Raw genomic sequence first — 18999 nt, 5'->3', positions numbered from 1 at the left:
CTTAATCGAGCTGGAGCCGAAACGAAAGGTCCACCGCGCGCACGTGCTTGGTCAGTGCGCCTACCGAAATGAAGTCGATGCCCGTCTGCGCGTACTCGCGGATGGTGGTCAGATCGACGTTGCCGGATACCTCCAGCGGCACCCTGCCGGCGGTGACGGCGACGGCTTCGCGCATCAGAGGTGGCGTGAAATTGTCGAGCATGATGCGATCCACGCCGGCATCCAGCGCCTGGCGCAGTTCATCCAGATTCTCGACTTCCACTTCGAGCAGCAGGCGCGGATGCAGTCGCCGCGCCGCCTCGACCGCGTTCGCGATGCCGCCGGCGGCGATGATGTGGTTCTCCTTGACCAGGATGGCGTCGTACAGCCCCACACGGTGATTGTGGCCGCCACCGCAGCGCACCGCATATTTCTGCGCGATGCGCAGGCCGGGCACGGTCTTGCGCGTATCGAGCACCCGTACCGAAGTCCCGGCCACGGCCTTCACATAGGCTGCGGTGGCGGTGGCGGTACCGGAAAGCAATTGCAGGAAGTTCAGTGCCGAGCGTTCCGCGCTCACCAGTGCGCGTGCCATGCCCTCGAGACGACAGATCACGGAGCCCGCGCTGACGTGCATGCCGTCGGCGGTCTGCCAATCGATGCGCACGTCGGGGTCGAGCCGACGGAAGCAGGCATCGAACCACGGTACGCCAGCGATGACCGCATCCTCGCGGCAGGTCAGCGTGGCCCGTGCGCGGGCGCCGGCGGGCAGTAGTTCGGCGGTAGCGTCGCCTTCGCCGATGTCCTCGGCGAAGGCGCGGCCGACATCCGCCAGCACGAGTTCGGCCGACGGCGGGGCAAGCAGGTTCTGGTAGGTCATGCGGAGGTGGTCGACGGTTGGCTCAGGCGTCCAACGATGGCATCCAGCGCGCGATCGAACAAGGCCGACGATTCGAGCACGCGCGCGCGGCCGGCGGCCAGCTCGCGGGCCAGTTCGTGTGGCGAATAGTCGGCCACTTTGAGGCCGCGCCGGTTGACGAACAGATAGCGGCCGCTCATGGGGCTGATCCAGGACAGCTTGGCACGCTCGATCGTGTCGCCGTCAGCCGCGAACTCCAGCCACGTGCCCGGCTTCAATTCGGCCACGGCGTGCAGCTCTGGCAGGTCTTCCTCCGGCTCCGCGTCGGCTTCCGCCGGTTGCAGTGCGGCCTCGCTCTCGGCGATCGGCTGGATGCTTTCCGGGATCGGCAGGCTTGCGGCTTCTTCGGCGGCCTGGACCTCTTCGACGGGTACCTGTTCGCCGAGCTGATGCCGGTAATAGGTGTGCAGCTGGGCCAGCAAGCGTTCGATGTCGTTTTCCTGGAAGGCCACGTTGGCCAGGCCACGCCGCAGCGAGCGCTCGATGCCCGGCAGCATCTGGCGCAGCATGCGGCGTTCGTCGATCGAGCGGGCGGGGCGCGTGCTGGCGATGAAGTCGTTGACGAAGCGCAGCGAATCGCGGAACTCGGAAGACTCCTCGCCCTGGCGCAGGATGGTCAGCACCATGTAGTTCGCCCAGGCGCGCGACAGGATGCCGTGAATCAGTGGCGGCAGCGCATGATCGCCGATGCGCGAAAGGATCTCCCGCGCTGCGCGGCGGCGCGCCTGCTCGAGTTTCTCGCGGCCGCGGGTGGACTCGGCCACGCGCTGCTCGGCCAGTTCGGCGCGGCGGCGGCTCTGGTCCTGGAATTCCTGCAGGTCGAGGCTGAGCCGGTCGAAGATGCTCAGGTCGTCGTCGAATTCCTGCAGGAGGGCATCGACGATCGTCTTGATCTTGTCGTGCAGGCGGTGGTCGCGATCCGACTCGGGCGACCAGCCCTTGGCGGCGTCCGCCAGGCTGTCCAGCAGGCGGCGTGCTGGATGCTGGCGGTGTGCGAACAGGCGACGGTCGAGGATCGCCGCCTTGAGATAGGGGATCTGCAGCCGTGCGAGCAGTACCTGCATCTCGGTGGGCAGGTTGCGGTCTTCGAGGATGAACTCGAACAGCATCCCGACGAGGTCGATGGTGTCCTCGTCCATGGTGGCGACCTGACCGGGACGCTCGCCGCGCAGCGCGCCGATCTGCGCCAGCAGCTGCTCCTTGAGGTGCGCGACCTCCTGCATCACCGAGACGGTCGACTGCCCCCCGCGCAGCGGCAGGGGGCTGCCCACCGCTGCCGCCTGGCTCTGCAGCACGCTCAGCGCGCCGATCAGCTCGTTGACCGTAGGCACCTGCAGCGGGCCGCCGATCGGCAGGTTCTCCGGCATGCCGCCGCGGCGGGCACTGAACAGCGCGCGCAGGGTCTGCAGCAGCTCGCCGGAAGCGGTGTCGTCGGCCAGTGCTTCCGTGCCTTGGGCGGCGCCGGCCGCCGCGGCGGCGGCCGTAGGGGCTGCGGCGCCGGTGGCTGCACCGCTGCGCAGCACCTCGTGACGCAACTGAGGCAGCACCCCTGCTCGCACGAGCTCGGCATTGACCTCCTGATACAGCTCGTCCAGCGAGGCCAGCACGTAGCGGTCGAACAGCTTGTAGATGATCAGTTTGACGCGCATTTCCGCCGACAGCTCGCGCATGGCCTGGCGGAACGCCTGGGTCAGCGCCGCCGGCGCCACCGGGTTGTTCGAGTCCTCGACGCCGATCCCGCCATAGATCACCGACAGGCGCTGGTTCACGCCGAACAGGTCACGGGTCAGGCGCGTCTCGTTCTTGCCGATCATGCTGGTGATCGCGAGCGACTCTTCCAGCTCGTTGTCGGCCACCAGGGTCAGTTCGACCGCCCCCATCGGAAGCGAGATACCGCCCGTGCTGGCGCGCTGCTGCGTGGCGAAATCGGTGATGCCTCGCGAGACAGTGGTCAGGAAGGCACGCTCCACCGCCGGACGGCGCTTGCGCACCTCGCGCATGCCATCGAAGTAATGCATCTGCGCGGCATTGTTCTCGGCCTTCTCGGCCAGGTCGAACAGGGCGTCATCCACATGCTCGAACATGCCGTTGGTCAGCAGCTGCAGCCGACGCGAGGCGATGTCGCGCACGGTATTCAGCAGTGCGCCACCGCGCTCGCTGGAGGGGTCCAGGCGCTGGCTCAGGCTGACGATATTGGATGGTTCACTGGCGTCTTTCATCTCGCCACACCCCTGTGGTTTGCCGTCGCGCGATGGCGGTTACGCGGACCGCATAAGCCCACACCTTACGCGAAAAATCAGGATGCTGTCATGCACAAGTTGGCATCTGGGGACATCGCCCGGATGCCTCAAGCCGGCTGGATGGCCTAGGGCCGGACTCAGGCGGCTGCCGGGAAATCCCGCAGCTGGGTGGTCCCGATGCCTTCTTCCGGCAGCATCACCGGGATGCCTTCGTCGATCCGGTAGACAACCTTGCGGTCGACTGTGATCAGCCCTTCCTGCAGCTGGGCTTCCACCCGGGTGCCGGCCACCGTGTCGACCTGGCCTCGGGCGATCGCGGCGTTGATGGCATCCAGTTCGCTCTTGCCGAGCGGCCTCAGCGGAGTCTTGCTGACCGGACAGCAAAGGATATCGAGCAGGCGCTTGTCCATGAGGTGCAGGTCGTGTGGTGACGCGGAAAGGTCCGTACAATAGCCCCTTTTGGATGGCCGGACCATGACTTCGACAGCCAAGCCGCCGCTCGTCGGCGTAGTGATGGGCTCCCGTTCCGACTGGGAGACCATGGAGCATGCGGCCAGCGTGCTGACCGAACTGGGCGTGCCCCACGAGGTGCAGGTGGTCTCCGCGCACCGCACGCCGGACTTGCTGTTCCGTTACGCGGAAGAGGCCGTTGGACGCGGTATCCAGGTGATCGTCGCCGGCGCCGGCGGCGCCGCGCACCTGCCGGGCATGCTGGCGGCCAAGACGCGATTGCCGGTATTCGGCGTGCCGGTGCAGTCCAAGGCGCTCAACGGCATGGATTCTCTGCTTTCGATCGCGCAGATGCCGGCGGGGATTCCGGTCGGCACCCTGGCGATCGGTCGGGCGGGCGCCGTCAACGCGGGTTTGCTCGCGACCGCCGTGCTGGCGCTGAACGATCCCGCCCTGGCGGGCGCGCTGGACGCCTATCGCGCCCGCCAGACCCAGACCGTGCTCGATCACCCGGATCCACGCCAGTGACGGACCGACGCCAACCCGTGCTGGGCATCCTCGGCGGCGGCCAGCTCGCCCGCATGCTGGCGCTGGCGGCCGCGCCGCTGGGCGTGAAGACGCTGGTGGTGGACAGCGCACCCGATGCCTGCGCCGCCCAAGTCGCGCCACTGCTCGCCGCGGACTGGACGGACTACGCCGCGCTGGAGCACTTCGCCCGCCAGGTCGACGTGGTCACGTTCGACTTCGAAAACGTGCCCGCCGAGACCGCGCACTGGCTGGCCGAACGCGTGGCAGTCTTTCCGGCGCCGCGCGCGCTGGCGGTGGCGCAGGACCGCCTCGCCGAGAAGACCCTGTTCCGCGAATGCGGACTGGATACGCCGGCCTTCATGGCCGTCGACACGCGCGCCGACCTGGATCGCGCGCTGGCGACGGTCGGCGCTCCCGCCATCCTGAAGACGCGGCGTCTTGGCTACGACGGCAAAGGCCAATTCCGCATTCGGACCCTGGCCGACGCCGATGCCGCATGGGCGGCATTGGGCGCGCAGGCCGCCGCGCATGGACTGATCCTGGAAGCCTTCGTGCCGTTCGAGCGCGAGCTGTCGGTGGTCGCCGTTCGTGGACGCGATGGCGATTTCCGTACCTGGCCGCTGACTCAGAATTGGCACACCGACGGCGTGCTGTCGCTAAGCCTGGCGCCTGCACCGGATGTCGGCGCCCTGCAGGAGCGCGCCACCCGGCTGGCGCGCACGCTGGCCGAGCGCCTGGAGTACGTGGGCGTGTTCGCGCTGGAGCTGTTCGTGAAGGACGGCGAGCTGCTCGGCAACGAAATGGCTCCGCGCGTGCACAACTCCGGGCACTGGACCATCGAGGGTGCGGTGACCAGCCAGTTCGAGAATCACGTGCGCGCGGTGCTGGGCATGCCGCTGGGCGATACCTCCGCGCGGGGCCTGTCGGCCATGTTCAATTGGATCGGGAACCTGCCCGACGCAGCGCCGCTGCTCGCGTCGGTCGACGCACACTGGCACGACTACGGCAAACAGCCGCGCCCTGGCCGCAAGGTCGGACACGCAACGGTTTGCGCGCCGGATGCGGCCCGGTTGGCTTCGCGCCTGAGCGCTGTCGCCGCAGTGCTCGGGCGGGAAGCCCAGGCTGCGCCGGCGGTGCAGCGCCTCGGCTGAGCGGTCGGCGAAGCGGAAAAGAAAAACGGAGCCGTCGCCGGCTCCGTTTTCTTGTGTCCCGGGAGGGCGCGATCAGGCCAGGTTGCCGGCCGCGAAGTCCCAGTTCACCAGGTTCCAGAACGACTCGACGTACTTCGGGCGAGCGTTGCGGTAATCGATGTAGTAGGCGTGCTCCCACACGTCGATCGTGAACAGCGGCTTGTCGCTGCCGGTGATCGGCGTGGCGGCATTGGAGGTGTTGACGATGCCCAGCGAACCGTCCGGACGCTGCACCAGCCAGGTCCAGCCGGAACCGAAATTGCCCACGGCCGACTTGGTGAACTCCTCCTTGAACTTGTCGAACGAGCCGAAGGCCTTGGTGATCGCATCGGCGAGCTTGCCGGTCGGTGCGTTGCTCTCGAGCGGCTTGCGCATCGATTTCCAGTAGAAGGTGTGGTTCCAGATCTGCGCGGCGTTGTTGAACACGCCACCGGACGACTTCTTGATGATGTCCTCCAGCGCCGCGTTCTCGAACTCCGTGCCCTTGATCAGGTTGTTGAGGTTGGTCACATAGGCCTGGTGATGCTTGCCGTAGTGGAAATCCAGCGTCTCGGCCGAGATGTTGGGTTCCAGCGCGTTCTTTTCGTAGGGCAGGGGGGGGAGTTCGATCGCCATGGTTGAGGCTCCTGGGCGTTGGCTGAGGAAAGTCGGGCCGGCGCCGGCGGGCGGGCCGGTGCACGACTGATACACTACCGATCTCATCGCATTGTAATGATGAAATGTCGAGCTATGGACGTTAACGAGCGAATCAAGGCCGTGCTGGCCGAGCACGCGATCGTGCTCTTCATGAAGGGCACGCCGCAGTTTCCGATGTGCGGTTTCTCCGGCCGCGCCGCGCAGGCGCTGAAGGAGGCGGGCGCCGATTTCCACGCCGTCAATGTGCTGGCCGATGCCGAGGTGCGCGCCGCGCTCCCGCATTACGCGAACTGGCCGACGTTCCCGCAGCTGTTCATCCAGGGCGAGCTGATCGGCGGCTGCGACATCGTCGAGGACCTCAAGGTCGCCGGCGAGCTGGCGCGGATGGTGTCCGACGTGAGCGGAGCGCCGCTCGCATGACGCTGGCGAGCCATCGTCTTCCGGACGCCTGGGCGTCCACTCCAGATACGCTCGCCGGCCGCGTGATCCTGGTCACCGGTGCGTGTGGCGGATTGGGCACCGCAGTGGCGCGGGCCGCCGCGTGCGCGGGCGCCACGGTGGTCATCACCGGGCGCCGCCGGCGCCAGCTCGAGCAGCTTTACGACGCCATGCTGGCCGAGCAGCTGCCGGAACCGGTGATCCATCCGCTCGATCTCGAAGCCGCCACGCCCAACGATTACCAGGCGGTCGCCGAGGGCCTGGCCCGCGACTTCGGCCGCCTGGACGGTATCGTGCATGCCGCGGCCAGTTTCGATGGCCTCACGCCGGTCGCGATGCACAAGCCCGACGAGTGGCTGCGCGCATTGCACGTGAACGTGTCCGCGCCATTCGCGCTCACCCAGGCCTGCATGCCATTGCTCACCGCGGCGCCGGACAGCGCTGTGGTCTTCGTACTGGACAACCCCGAACTGGTGCGCAAGGCGCACTGGGGCGCGTATGGCGTGTCCAAGGCGGCGATCGAGCGCTTCGTGGAGATCCTCCACCAGGAAACCGACACCACGCCGCTGCGCACACATGCGCTGCTGCCGGCGCCGATGCGTACGGCGCTGCGCCGCCAGGCCTATTTCGGCGAAGACACCAGCAAGCTGCCGCTGCCCGACGTGGCGGCGGAAGCGGCCGTGTACCTGCTCGGCCCGCAGGGCGTCGCCGCGCGCGGCGCGCTGCTCGATCTGCGCTAAGGCTGAGCGCGGCATGCCTACGACGTTCCACATGACCGGTCAGGGGGACTGACATGGAAACGCAGATGACCACGTTGTCGGCGGCGATCCTGTTGTTCCTGATCATGGATCCGCTCGGCAATATCCCGATCTTCCTCAGCCTGCTCAAGGACGTGCCACCGAAGCGTCGGCGCCGCGTCATGGTGCGCGAGCTGCTGATCGCGCTCGGCGTGCTGCTGGGCTTCCTGATCGGCGGCCAGCACATCCTCAAGCTGCTGCAGCTCAAGCAGGAGTCGATCAGCATCGCCGGCGGCATCGTGCTGTTCCTGATCGGCATCCGCATGGTGTTCCCGCCGGCGGACGGAGGCGGCATCTTCGGCAAGCCGGGCGAAGGCGAGCCTTTCATCGTGCCCATGGCGATCCCCGGTGTGGCCGGCCCGTCCGCGATGGCGGCGCTGCTGCTGCTCACCAATACCCAGCCCGGCCGCACCGCCGACTGGGCGATCGCGCTGCTCGGCGCCTGGCTGGCCACGGCGGTGATCCTGCTGTGCGCCACCTATCTGTTCCGCTGGCTGGGCGAAAGCGTGCTGACCGCATTGGAGCGGGTGATGGGCATGCTGCTGATCGCGCTATCCGTGCAGATGTTCCTCGGCGGCGTGGCGGCCTACCTGCATCTCGCTGTCTGATCCCGGTCGGGGCCAGGTCTCGTTTGAAACGGAAGGGCCGGATGGGACTTGCCCTCGTGCGATCACCTTGCTGTCATAATCCGCGGCGAGCATGGGTGAAGTCGTTAAGGAGACGATCATGCTAAGCGTCGAACAGACTCTCAATGAACGTCTGCCATGGCTGGCTCAGCATCCCGGTCTTCTGCGGCCTATCGCCGGCATGCTCGGGCGCCTCGCGGACGAGGAAGGCTTCAATCGCACGCTGGACCGCATCGGTGAGGCCGAAGGCTTCGACTTCGTCGAACGCGCGCTCGACATCCTGGGCGTCAGCTACTACGTCAATCCGCGCGAGCGCGAGAACATCCCCGTCGAAGGCGGGGTGCTGGTCGTCGCCAACCACCCGCTGGGGATGCTCGATGCCCTCGCGCTCTTGCAGCTGGTCGGCTCGGTGCGCGACGACGTCAAAATTCTCGGCAACGACTGGCTGGCGTCGATTCCGCAGCTGAACCGGCTGCTGCTTCACGTGGACGTGTTCGGCAAGGGCGCGGCATCGCGCATGCGCGAGATCTATCGCACCATGGATCGCGGCGAAGCGGTGATCGTCTTCCCCGCCGGTGAAGTGTCACGCGTGCGCCCGGGCGGCGTGCGCGACGGGCGCTGGTCCGACGGTTTCGCGCGGCTGGCGTTCCGCAGCAAGACGCCGGTGCTGCCGATCCACGTCGCGGCGCGCAACTCGGCCGTGTTCTACGGTCTGTCGATGCTGGCCAAGCCGCTCAGCACCGCCATGCTGCCGCGCGAGGCGGTGGCCTCGGCCAAGCCGCGCCGCATCGGATTCAACGTGGGCGCCCTGGTGGGCGCCGACGAGCTGGAACAGCGCAGCGGGGGCTCGACCACGCGCGCCGCCAAGCTGATGCGGCGACATATCTATCGCGTCGGTCGCCGCCGCGGCCTGATCTTCGGCGGCCAGTCGCCGATCGCGCATCCGGAGCTGACCGAACGCGTCGTCGCGGACCTCGCGGCGCGTGCCGAGAAGCTGGCCGACCTCAACGACGGCAAGCAGGTATTGCTGCTGCAGGGCGCCACCGACAGCTCCGCGCTGCGCGAGATCGGCCGCCTGCGCGAGCTGACCTTCCGCAAGGTGGGCGAGGGCACCGGTGCACGGCGCGACCTGGACGTCTACGATCCGCACTACGAACACCTGGTGCTATGGGATCCCAAGGCGCTGCGCATCGTCGGTTCGTACCGTTTCGGCCATGGCGGCAAGATCATCGCCGAGCGCGGCATGAAGGGTCTCTACACCTCCAGCCTGTTCAATTACTCGCCGGCGCTCGAGTCGCGCCTGGCTCAGGGCCTGGAGCTGGGGCGCAGCTTCATCGCGCCGGCGTACTGGCGTTCGCGCGCGCTGGATCAGCTGTGGCAGGGCATCGGCCTGTATCTGCAGCGCCATCCGGAGCTGCGCTACCTGTTCGGCCCTGTGAGCATGTCGGTGAGCCTGCCGCGTGAGGCGCGCGAATGGATTGCCGCGGCCCACCAGCATTACTTCGGCGTCACCGGCCTGGCAGCCGCACGCCAGCCGTTCGTGATCTCTCCTGCCGTGATCGACATGGTGCGCGCCGCACTGGAGGGGCTCGACCCCGCCGCGGGGCTCGGCAAGCTCAAGCACCATCTCGACGCGCTCGGCGTGAGCCTGCCCGTGCTGTACCGGCAGTATGTCGACCTGGTCGAACCGGAAGGCGTGCAGTTCCTCGACTTCGGCGAAGACCCCGGTTTCTCCGGCTGCGTCGACGGCCTGGTGATGCTGGATCTGGCGACGCTGAAACCCGCGAAGCGTGCGCGCTACCTCGGAAAATCCTAGGGAAATTTCCTATCCAATGTGACAAGTCAGGCTGCTAGCCTGACTTAAGTATTCGTTTGCCAGGGGCGCCGAGGGGGCGCTGCGCAGGCGATGCTCGGCAGAGGCGGTCGCTTGCACCTCTGGCGCCAAGTGGCTGTTTTCGCGCGACTTGCGTGGCGTGCCAGCTAAGTGGTATGGCGCCTCATGAGATAAAAACTACGTGAATCTGTTACATCAGTGTCATACAATGCCGTTAAAGTCCATTTAACACTTTGTTGGCAGGCGGGGCGGCCCCGTCGCTAGGAAAGCTCGGACAGCAAGAATATTCCGGGGAAATCAATCTGCTACGGACACCTGCCTGGCTAGAGCCGGGCATCGGCATTTTTGGTTTCCGCTTCGTTAGTTTTTACGTTGCTCGCCCAAGGGGTTAATAGTGAATAGCCGAATTCGAGCCAAGGTTCTGCCGTTTGCGATCGCATCGCTGCTTGCGATGTCGGTCCCGGCCATTGCCCAGGACACCTCCTCCTCCATCAGCGGTCGCGTGCTGGACGCCAACGGTCAGCCGGTCGCCGGCGCCACCGTGCAGATCGTGCATGAGCCGTCGGGTACCACCAAGACGACCACCACCGACAACAACGGCCGTTACGCCGCGCAGGGTCTGCGCGTGGGCGGTCCGTTCGATGTGAAGGTGAACAAGGACGGTCAGACGACCGAGCAGGACAACGTCTACCTGCAGCTGTCGCAGGACACCGCGGTGAACCTCACCGTTGGCGCCGCGGCTGCCGCGAAGAACCTCGAAGGCGTGACGGTTTCCGCCACCGCCGGCTCGCAGCTGTTCACTTCCGAGAACAAGGGCCTGTCGACCAACGTGTCGTCGCGCCAGCTGAAGATGACCCCGGCGCCGAGCGGCAATATCGCCGACATCGCTCGCCTCGATCCTCGCGTGAACGTGGATCACGTCACCGGCGCGATCTCGGCCAACGGCCAGAACGCCCGCCTCAACAGCATCAAGGTCGATGGCCTGGGCGTGGGCGACCCGTTCGGTCTGAACGGCAGCGGCCTGCCGACCGTCGGCTCGCCGATCGCGATGGACACCATCGAGGAATACTCGATCTCCACCGCCAACTACGACGTGACCTCCGACTCGGTCGGCGCGGAAATCAACGCCGTCACCAAGAGCGGTACCAATGATTTCCATGGTTCGGTGTACTACACGTACAAGAACACCGACGACATGGTCGGCAAGGCGGGCTGGCTGAAGACCAACCGCGACTACACCGAGTTCGATACCAACTGGAAGGCGGGTGCGACCTTCGGCGGTCCGATCATCAAGGACAAGCTGTTCTTCTTCGGCAGCTTCGAGAAGGAAGAAGTGACCGGCCTGAGCTCGGGCGCCGCGAACGGCCTCGACACCAGCCTCGTCAACTCGACCGGCAATAAGGTGTCGCAGAACGATCTGAACCGTATCATCGCGGCAGCGAACAAGCTTGGCCTGACGCCAGGCACGCTCGGCGCGAACGCTGGCACGCTGACGGATAAGCGCTATCAGGCCAAGATCGACTGGAATATCACCGATCGCCATCGCGCCAGCTTCGCTTATCAGCAGACCAAGGAGTTCAAGCCGAACCCGCAGGGTAACGGCGCCTCCAGCATCGGTCTGAGCAGCTACTGGTACAACGTCGCGACCAACAACAAGAACTACACCGTCCAGCTGTTCGACGACTGGACCGACATCTTCTCCAGTGAAGCGAAGGTCTCCTACAGCGACTTCGCACTGCAGCGCACCGTCTCGGCGCAGCAGCCGATGATCACCGTGCGTGTGAACAACACGAACACGCCCACCGGTCCGACGGTCAATCTGGGCGAAGACCAGTTCAGTCACTACAACGTGGCCAAGGTAAAGAACCTGACCGCGTTCTGGGCCGGCACGCTGTACCTGGGCGACCACACGGTGAAGGGCGGTTTCGAGCTGAGCCGCGACCGTATCTATAACCTGTTCGGTCGTACCGAATTCGGCGCCTATACCTTCAACAGCATCGGTGCGTTCGAGCAGGCAGCCTATTCGGGTTACAACCTGTATCAGCCAGCGCCGGGCTATTCGCTCAACGACATCGCTGCGAAGTGGCAGCTGAATTCCCGCACGTTCTTCCTGCAGGATACCTGGCAGGTCAACAACAACCTGTCCGTGCAGTACGGCTTCCGCGTCAACAAGTACCTGACCGACGACAAGCCGCTGTACAACGCCACGTTCCAGCAGGCCTACGGCTTCAGCAACGCTTCCACCATCAACGGCAGCACCCTGGTGCAGCCGCGCCTGTCGTTCAACTACACCTTCGACACCGAGCTGAAGACCCAGTTGCGCGGCGGCGTGGGCCTGTTCCAGTCCAGCCCGCCGACCGTGTGGATGACGAACCCGTACCAGAACAACGGTATCAACATCGTCACCTATCAGTTTGATCGTCAGGGCAATGGCCAGTGCCGTTTCAGCGGTGTGAACGTTACCTGCCCGACCTTCAGCGCCGACCCGCACAATCAGCCTACGGGCACCGGTTCGGGCACGCGCCCGCAGATGGCGGTGGATACCGTCGATCCAAACTTCCAGCTGCCGAGCGTGTGGAAGGCCTCGTTGGCGTTCGATAAGGAGCTGCCGTTCTGGGGCGTGATCGCCACCGCGGAATATCAGCATCTCGAAACGCGCGACGGCATCTTCTACAAGAATCTCAACCTCGGCGCGCCGACGGGCGTCCTGCCCGACGGTCGCTTCACGTACTACAGCTGCATTGGCGGTGCCACACCGCTGAACGGCCCCGCGGGTACCTGCGCCAACAACAACAAGCAGGGTGATGCGGTCAACGGCAACAACACCCGCTTCCGCGCCGACAATCGCTTCGCCCAGGGCGTGACCCTGCTGACGAACACCGGCAAGGGCAAGGCCGACTCGCTCACGCTGTCGCTGAGCAAGGCGTTCTCCAATAGCTGGGCTGCCAGCTTCTCGGTGACCGGCTCGCATGCGACGGAAGTGAATCCGGGTACCTCCAGCCAGGCCACCTCCAACTACAGCAACAGCGCCTGGTACAACCCGAACGAAGACGTCGCCTCGACCTCGAACACCAACGTACCGCTGCGCGTGAATGCCTCGGTCGCCTGGTCACACAACTTCTTCGGCAACTACGCCACCACCATCAGCGCGTTCTACGACGGCCACACCGGCATGCCGTACAGCTGGGTGTTCGGCAACGACGCCAATGGCGACTCCTACTCTCGCGACCTGGTCTATATCCCGCGTCCGGGCCAGGTGATCATCAAGGCGCCGACCGCTGCTCAGTCCGCACAGTTGGAACAGCAGTTCTACTCGTACATCCAGAGCGACGACTACCTGCGTGACCACCAGGGCAAGGTGGCCCGTCGCAATGGCGCCAAGTCGGCCTGGGTCAACCAGCTCGACCTGAGCTTCAGCCAGGAAGTGCCCGGCATCTTCAAGGGCAACAAGGGCGAGATCCGCCTGGACATCTACAACTTCCTGAACCTGGTGAACGACAAGTGGGGCCAGCAGAACTACATCGGCTTCCCCTACATCCGTACGCTGGCCAACTACGCGGGCGTCGATCCGGCCACGGGCAAGTACATCTACAGCCTGCCGACGGATGCCAACGGCAACTACCAGCCGGGCCAGAAGCAGGCGTACGACAGCTCCACCGACAACAGCGCCACCAAGGTCAACCCGGCCTCGCGTTGGTCGGCAATGCTGAGCCTGCGCTACACGTTCTAAGCCGTCGCAGTACTTTGCAACAGGAAACCGGCGTCCCTCGGGGCGCCGGTTTTTTTTTATGGGAGAGGTTGACCCGCGCCGTTTCCCGGCGCCAAGCTAGTCGGCCGGCCCTGGCCCGGGCCGGCGTTTTGCCGCGGACGACGCGGCCGAAGGAGATTCGATGAACGATGTTCAGTCCGGCAAGGCCGGCAAGCAGACCGTCAGCGCGCGCATTTCGCCCGCCGGCGGCCTGGATATCCTGTCCCGCAACGAGGTGGCGCGGTTGCGCGACGCCAGCGGTTCGGGCCTGCATGCGCTGCTGCGCCGCTGCGCGCTGGCGGTGTTGACGTCGGGGAATATCAGCGACGACCCGCGTTCGATGTTCGAGCAGTTCCCCCATTTCGACATTCAGGTGCTGCAGCAGGATCGCGGCATCAAGATCGAACTGCAGAATGCGCCGGCCCAGGCTTTCGTGGATGGCCAGATCATCCGCGGCATCAATGAGCTGCTGGTGGCCGTGGTGCGCGACATCGTCTACGTGTCGACGCAGCTGGAGCAGGGCGGTTTCGATCTCGACGACTCGGTGGGCATCACTCACGCGGTGTTCGAGATCCTGCGCAACGCGCGCATCCTCAAGGCCCAGATCGACCCGAACCTGGTGGTGTGCTGGGGCGGTCACTCGATCTCGCGCGAGGAATACGAATACACCAAGCAGGTGGGCTATCAGCTCGGCCTGCGCGCGATGGACATCTGCACGGGTTGCGGCCCGGGTGCGATGAAGGGCCCGATGAAGGGCGCCACCATCGCCCATGCCAAGCAGCGGCGGCGCCACAACCGCTATATCGGCGTGACCGAGCCGGGCATCATCGCGGCCGAGTCGCCGAACCCGATCGTGAATCACCTGGTGATCATGCCGGACATCGAGAAGCGTCTCGAAGGCTTCGTGCGCATCGGCCACGGCATCATCGTGTTCCCTGGCGGCGTGGGCACGGCGGAGGAGATCCTTTACCTGCTGGGCATCCTGCTGCACCCGGATAACGCCGGCATCCCGTTCCCGCTGATCTTCACGGGGCCGCGCCAGTCGGCCGCGTACTTCGAGCAGATCGACCGCTTCCTGCGCCTGACCCTGGGCGACAGCGTGGCGCAGCATTACCAGATCGTCGTCGACGATCCTGCCGCCGTCGCGCACGCGATGGTTCGCGGCATCGACAAGGTGCGCAACCACCGCCTGGACAACAAGGACGCGTTCTTCTTCAACTGGGCGCTCAATGTCCCTTACGCCTTCCAGGTGCCGTTCCGCCCGACGCACGAGGCGATGCGCGGGTTGGTGATTCATCGCGACCGTCCACGCCACGAACTGGCGGCGGATCTGCGCCGCGCGTTCTCGGGCATCGTGGCCGGCAATGTGAAGGAGGAAGGCGTGCGTGCCATCGAGCAGCATGGCCCCTTCGACATCGATGGCGAGGCGGACATCATGCGGGCTCTGGACGACCTGTTGAAGGCCTTCGTCGAGCAGCACCGCATGAAGCTGCCCGGCGGTGCCGCCTATGTGCCCTGTTACCGTGTGATCACGAGCTGAGCGGGGCGGGCGCCGGAGCCGGGCGATCAGGCTTGACAGTCCGGTTGAGCCAATTCAAACTACGCGACTCACCCCGCCCGAATAGCTCAGCCGGTTAGAGCACTTGACTGTTAATCAGGGGGTCGTTGGTTCGAGTCCAACTTCGGGCGCCATCTTCTGACAAGGCCTTGCAGCGATGCAGGGCCTTGTTTTTTTCTGCCCACCGTTCAGCTGCCGGCTGTCGTTTTCACGAACGCCGGATGTGCCCGTTGCGTACAATTGCTGGCTTAACCCACGCGCCAAGGAGCGGACATGAGCGGATTCAACAAGGGCGATACCGTGCGTCACAAGTCGGGCGGGCCCAAGATGGCGGTGATCGATCCGCAGTGGACGTCGAGCATGCATCCCGGCAGCAAGGTCGAATGCCGCTGGTGGCACGAGTCGAAGTTCTACGCCGAAGTTTTCGAGAACGAAGAGCTCGAACGGGTGTGAAGCGAAGGGCCGCCTCAGGGCGGCCCTTCCGCTTTCGGCGGGTGTGGCGCGTCGGCGTTCAATCTGCCTCGGCGCATGCCTTAGCCTGATCCGCCGAAGCCTGGCCGCCGCGCACGCGGCCAGCATTCGAGACGGTGACATGCAGCGCATGGTCGCCGTCGCCGCGCCTGCGACAGATCAGCAATGTCAGGTTGCTGCCGCCCGCCGAGCCATCGGGCTGGAACTGCACGCTGCGGCGTCCCTGCGTGCTGAAGATCGCGACGCCGCTGGAGCGGTTCTCGCGGTAAAGGCTCGGCGGGCCATCGATCTGGCCGGATCGCTCGCCCCGGAAACCCACCAGCCAGCCTCGGTTCCAGCTCGATTCGTCGCTGCACTGCGTGGCGTCGCCGGTCGGACAGGCGACCGTGGTCCGGCCCGCTTCCACGGCCAGTGCTCGGGCGCGGTTGAGCACGCTCATCAGGTCGGTCTGGGCGATGCGCGTCTGGTTGCTGGCAAGCAGGCGCTTGAGCGAGGGCAGGGCGAGCCCGGCGAGCACGGCCGCGATGGCGATGACCACGATCTGTTCGATCAGCGTGAGGCCGGGCTGGCGGCCGCAGAAGTGGCGTGAAAGCGGGGAAGGCAAGCGGGAAGTCCTGTATGGCCCGCGTTCCATGCTAGGCAGGACGAGGACAGGCGCCTGCCAGTGCCCGGCGCGCCGCCTTGTGCGAACCTGCTGACAAGTGCTGTCAGCAGCCCCAATTTAAAATGTCGGAAACGACCGCATGTGAGCACCATGACTGACCGTTTCGAGCTTGCCTCCCCCTATCAGCCCGCCGGCGACCAGCCTCAAGCCATCCAGCGCCTCGTCGAGGGTTTCGAGGCTGGCCTGGCCGCACAGACGCTGCTCGGCGTCACCGGCTCGGGCAAGACTTTCACCATTGCCAACGTGATCGAGAAGATCCAGCGGCCGACCATCGTGCTTGCGCACAACAAGACGCTGGCCGCGCAGCTGTACGGCGAGTTCAAGGAGTTCTTCCCGAACAACGCGGTGGAGTACTTCGTCAGCTACTACGACTACTACCAGCCCGAGGCCTACGTGGTCGCGTCCGACACCTTCATCGAGAAGGACGCGTCCATCAACGAACACATCGAGCAGATGCGTCTGGCCGCGACCAAGGCGCTGCTGTCGCGCAAGGATTCGCTCATCGTCGCCACGGTGTCGGCGATCTACGGCCTGGGCGATCCGGAAGACTACCTGTCGCTGCGCCTGATCCTGGCGCGCGGCGAGCGTATCGAGCAGCGCGCGCTGATCCGCCAGCTCACCGAGCTGCAATACACGCGCAACGAGATGGAGCTCAAGCGCGGTACCTACCGCGTGCGCGGCGAGATCATCGACGTGTTCCCGGCGGAATCGGAGACAGAGGCGCTGCGCATCGAGCTGTTCGACGGCGAGGTGGAAAACCTCTCGCTGTTCGATCCGCTCACCGGCGAAACCCTGCGCAAGGTGCCGCGCTATACGGTGTATCCGCGTACCCACTATGCGAGCACGCGCGAAAGCGTGCTTAACGCGATCGAGACCGTCAAGGTCGAACTGAAGGACCGCCTAGAATACCTGTACAAGGAAAACAAGCTGGTCGAGGCGCAGCGCCTGGATCAGCGCACGCGCTTCGACGTGGAGATGATGGCCGAGGTCGGCTACTGCCAGGGCATCGAAAACTACTCGCGCCACCTCACCCGCCGTGCGCCGGGCGAGCCGCCGCCGACCCTGTTTGATTATCTGCCGCCGGATGCACTGCTGGTGGTCGACGAATCGCACGTCACCATTCCGCAGCTCGGCGCGATGTACAAGGGTGACCGCTCGCGCAAGGAGACGCTGGTGGAATTCGGCTTCCGTCTGCCTTCGGCGATGGACAACCGTCCGCTGCGCTTCGAGGAATGGGAGCGTCGCGCGCCGCGTACCATCTTCGTTTCCGCCACGCCGGCCAAATACGAGCTGGAGAAGTCCGGCGATGCGGTGGTGGAACTGGTGGTGCGGCCGACCGGCCTGATCGATCCGGAAGTCGAGGTGCGTCCGGTGCGCACGCAGGTAGACGATCTGCTCGGCGAGATCCACAAGCGCGTCGCCATGGGCGACCGCGTGCTGGTGACCACGCTGACCAAGCGCATGGCCGAGAACCTCACCGAATACCTCGGCGAACACGGTGTGAAGGTGCGCTACCTCCATTCGGACATCGAGACGGTCGAGCGCGTGGAGATCATCCGCGACCTGCGCCTGGGCGAGTTCGACGTGCTGGTGGGCATCAACCTGCTGCGCGAAGGCCTGGACATGCCGGAGGTCTCGCTGGTGGCGATCCTGGATGCCGACAAGGAAGGCTTCCTGCGTTCGACCGGCTCGCTGATCCAGACCATCGGCCGCGCCGCCCGCAACGTGCGCGGCAAGGCGATTCTCTACGCCGACAAGATCACCCGCTCCATGCAGGCGGCGATGGACGAAACGGCGCGTCGCCGCGAAAAGCAGGTCGCCTACAACGAGGCGCACGGCATCACGCCGCAATCGGTGGTGCGCCGCATCGCCGACATCATGGAGGGCGCGCGCAGCGAACCGGGCTCCCGCGCCCGCGGCGGCAAGGGCGCCCGGGGCAAGGCGGCGGTGGCGGAGCAGGGCGCGGACTACCAGGCCCTGACCGCCGACCAGGCCAGCGCGATGATCAAGCGGCTGGAGGCGCAGATGCACAAGCACGCCGAAAATCTGGAGTTCGAGGATGCCGCCCGCCTGCGCGACCAGATCCACCAGCTGCGGGAAAAGGCTCTGCGCTGACCGGCGGCCGGGAGTTGTGGCATCCCGGGTACTCGCGTATACTGCGCGGCTCGCACGGGTGACCCGTGCGAGCTTCGGGCGGTTAGCTCAGCGGTAGAGCACTACCTTGACATGGTAGGGGTCACAAGTTCGATCCTTGTACCGCCCACCAATCCTCGAGAACGGCGCTGGTCTTCGACCAGCGCCGTTTTTCGTTCATGGCGTTCCGCACCTCCGCCTCCCGCCTGGCCTGGGCGGCCGATCCGTCGAGATTGACTCGAGATTGCTTATGGCCCGGTGACTTCGCCGGGACAATGCGCACCCGTCTCAACGACTCCCGGGTGCGTCATGAAGATCGAACTGTCCAGTCCGATGCTCGAAGTCATGCTGGCCGTGCGTCCCGATGCGGCCGCGGACTTTGCGCGTGCCGCGAACGTCGAAGCCGGCGTCGCGACAAGCTTCGTCCAGGCGATGATCTCGCCCACGCCGGGCAGAGTGAGCTTACCCTTGCGCAGCTCGATCACGGTATGCAGGTTGTTCGTCCTCTCGGTCACGTCCAGCACCTGCACGCGCGCGATAGGCACTTTCTTCCGTGCCGGCGGTACCGGCGTTGGCAAGGTTGCTGGCGACGGTATTGAGACGTACCGTCTGCGCGCTCATGGCGGAGCCGGCGATCTGGGCAATGCCTTTGAAGCTCATGATCGGGTGCCTCCCTTGATGGTTCCGGCGAGGCCTTCTGAGCTTCATGTTGAGAAAGGACAGGCTGGTCTGAAAATCCACGGCGTCCTGCGCGAACTCCGCCTGCTCCACGCCCAGCTCCACGGTGT

At 65.5% G+C, this 18999-nt stretch carries 17 protein-coding genes and 2 tRNA genes; 12 read left to right on the top strand and 7 right to left on the bottom strand.

The features are described from left to right. Window position 1 precedes the first annotated feature (1 nt). From nadC to ACNR9O_RS15490, 3 genes are all read right to left on the bottom strand, one after another. Window positions 2-859, bottom strand: coding sequence for a carboxylating nicotinate-nucleotide diphosphorylase (gene nadC, locus ACNR9O_RS15500; protein WP_473687268.1), 858 nt, complete (start codon window positions 857-859; stop codon window positions 2-4). Continuing rightward, complete coding sequence (locus ACNR9O_RS15495; RefSeq protein ID WP_473687270.1) at window positions 856-3117, bottom strand: DUF1631 domain-containing protein; 2262 nt, start codon at window positions 3115-3117, stop codon at window positions 856-858. The genes nadC and ACNR9O_RS15495 overlap by 4 nt, the downstream gene beginning before the upstream one ends. Window positions 3118-3275: 158 nt before the next feature. Next, on the bottom strand, window positions 3276-3548 hold the full coding sequence (locus tag ACNR9O_RS15490) for a Trm112 family protein (RefSeq protein WP_473687272.1): 273 nt from the start codon (window positions 3546-3548) through the stop codon (window positions 3276-3278). A 64-nt stretch (window positions 3549-3612) separates the two neighbouring features. Here ACNR9O_RS15490 and purE point away from each other — a divergent pair, with 64 nt between their 5' ends. Further along, window positions 3613-4116, top strand: coding sequence for a 5-(carboxyamino)imidazole ribonucleotide mutase (gene purE / locus ACNR9O_RS15485; RefSeq protein ID WP_473687274.1), 504 nt, complete (start codon window positions 3613-3615; stop codon window positions 4114-4116). After that, entirely contained in the window at window positions 4113-5267 is a 1155-nt protein-coding gene (locus tag ACNR9O_RS15480; RefSeq protein WP_473687276.1) for a 5-(carboxyamino)imidazole ribonucleotide synthase, read from the top strand. Before purE ends, ACNR9O_RS15480 begins: the two co-directional genes overlap by 4 nt. A gap of 72 nt (window positions 5268-5339) precedes the next feature. Here the strand turns inward: ACNR9O_RS15480 and ACNR9O_RS15475 are convergent, their stop codons facing one another. Further along, complete coding sequence (locus ACNR9O_RS15475) at window positions 5340-5921, bottom strand: superoxide dismutase (protein ID WP_473687278.1); 582 nt, start codon at window positions 5919-5921, stop codon at window positions 5340-5342. Between the two features lie 114 nt (window positions 5922-6035). Here ACNR9O_RS15475 and grxD point away from each other — a divergent pair, with 114 nt between their 5' ends. The 8 genes from grxD to ACNR9O_RS15435 all read left to right on the top strand — a co-directional run bounded on the left by grxD (window position 6036) and on the right by ACNR9O_RS15435 (window position 15396). Continuing rightward, entirely contained in the window at window positions 6036-6362 is a 327-nt protein-coding gene (gene grxD / locus ACNR9O_RS15470) for a Grx4 family monothiol glutaredoxin (protein ID WP_473687279.1), read from the top strand. Further along, window positions 6359-7120 carry an SDR family NAD(P)-dependent oxidoreductase gene (locus ACNR9O_RS15465; protein WP_473687281.1) on the top strand — a complete coding sequence of 254 codons (762 nt, stop codon included), beginning with the start codon at window positions 6359-6361 and terminating at the stop codon, window positions 7118-7120. The genes grxD and ACNR9O_RS15465 overlap by 4 nt, the downstream gene beginning before the upstream one ends. A gap of 65 nt (window positions 7121-7185) precedes the next feature. Then, complete coding sequence (locus ACNR9O_RS15460) at window positions 7186-7785, top strand: YhgN family NAAT transporter (RefSeq protein WP_473700793.1); 600 nt, start codon at window positions 7186-7188, stop codon at window positions 7783-7785. A 118-nt stretch (window positions 7786-7903) separates the two neighbouring features. After that, entirely contained in the window at window positions 7904-9619 is a 1716-nt protein-coding gene (gene olsF / locus ACNR9O_RS15455) for a bifunctional ornithine lipid synthase OlsF (RefSeq protein WP_473687285.1), read from the top strand. A gap of 412 nt (window positions 9620-10031) precedes the next feature. Further along, window positions 10032-13367, top strand: coding sequence for a TonB-dependent receptor (locus ACNR9O_RS15450; protein WP_473687287.1), 3336 nt, complete (start codon window positions 10032-10034; stop codon window positions 13365-13367). A gap of 160 nt (window positions 13368-13527) precedes the next feature. After that, window positions 13528-14925, top strand: a complete 1398-nt coding sequence (gene ppnN, locus ACNR9O_RS15445; RefSeq protein WP_473687289.1) for a nucleotide 5'-monophosphate nucleosidase PpnN — start codon at window positions 13528-13530, stop codon at window positions 14923-14925. Window positions 14926-15000: 75 nt separating this feature from the next. Next, a tRNA-Asn gene (locus ACNR9O_RS15440) sits at window positions 15001-15077 on the top strand. Window positions 15078-15216: 139 nt separating this feature from the next. After that, window positions 15217-15396 (top strand): DUF2158 domain-containing protein, encoded by a 180-nt coding sequence (locus ACNR9O_RS15435; protein ID WP_473687291.1) that lies wholly within the window; start codon window positions 15217-15219, stop codon window positions 15394-15396. A 58-nt stretch (window positions 15397-15454) separates the two neighbouring features. On the opposite strand, the gene ACNR9O_RS15430 is transcribed toward ACNR9O_RS15435, so the two are convergent. After that, the gene (locus ACNR9O_RS15430; RefSeq protein ID WP_473687293.1) at window positions 15455-16018 is read right to left on the bottom strand and encodes a GspH/FimT family pseudopilin; all 564 of its coding nucleotides are present in this window, start codon (window positions 16016-16018) and stop codon (window positions 15455-15457) included. 150 nt (window positions 16019-16168) lie between these two features. Here ACNR9O_RS15430 and uvrB point away from each other — a divergent pair, with 150 nt between their 5' ends. Then, window positions 16169-18193, top strand: coding sequence for an excinuclease ABC subunit UvrB (gene uvrB / locus ACNR9O_RS15425; protein WP_473687295.1), 2025 nt, complete (start codon window positions 16169-16171; stop codon window positions 18191-18193). Between the two features lie 76 nt (window positions 18194-18269). Further along, window positions 18270-18344: transfer RNA gene (locus tag ACNR9O_RS15420), tRNA-Val, on the top strand. Between the two features lie 115 nt (window positions 18345-18459). Here the strand turns inward: ACNR9O_RS15420 and ACNR9O_RS15415 are convergent. Together ACNR9O_RS15415 and ACNR9O_RS15410 are read right to left on the bottom strand one after the other, a co-directional pair. Further along, entirely contained in the window at window positions 18460-18696 is a 237-nt protein-coding gene (locus ACNR9O_RS15415; protein ID WP_473687297.1) for a hypothetical protein, read from the bottom strand. Next, a complete protein-coding gene (locus ACNR9O_RS15410) occupies window positions 18674-18832 on the bottom strand; it encodes a flagellar basal body protein (protein ID WP_473700792.1) in 159 nt (52 codons plus the stop codon). The genes ACNR9O_RS15415 and ACNR9O_RS15410 overlap by 23 nt, the downstream gene beginning before the upstream one ends. Window positions 18833-18999 lie beyond the last annotated feature (167 nt).

The organism is Dyella sp. CR10 (assembly GCF_055814425.1).
The sequence above is the reverse complement of the archived record's forward strand: the minus strand, read 5'-3'. Positions and strand labels throughout refer to the sequence as shown.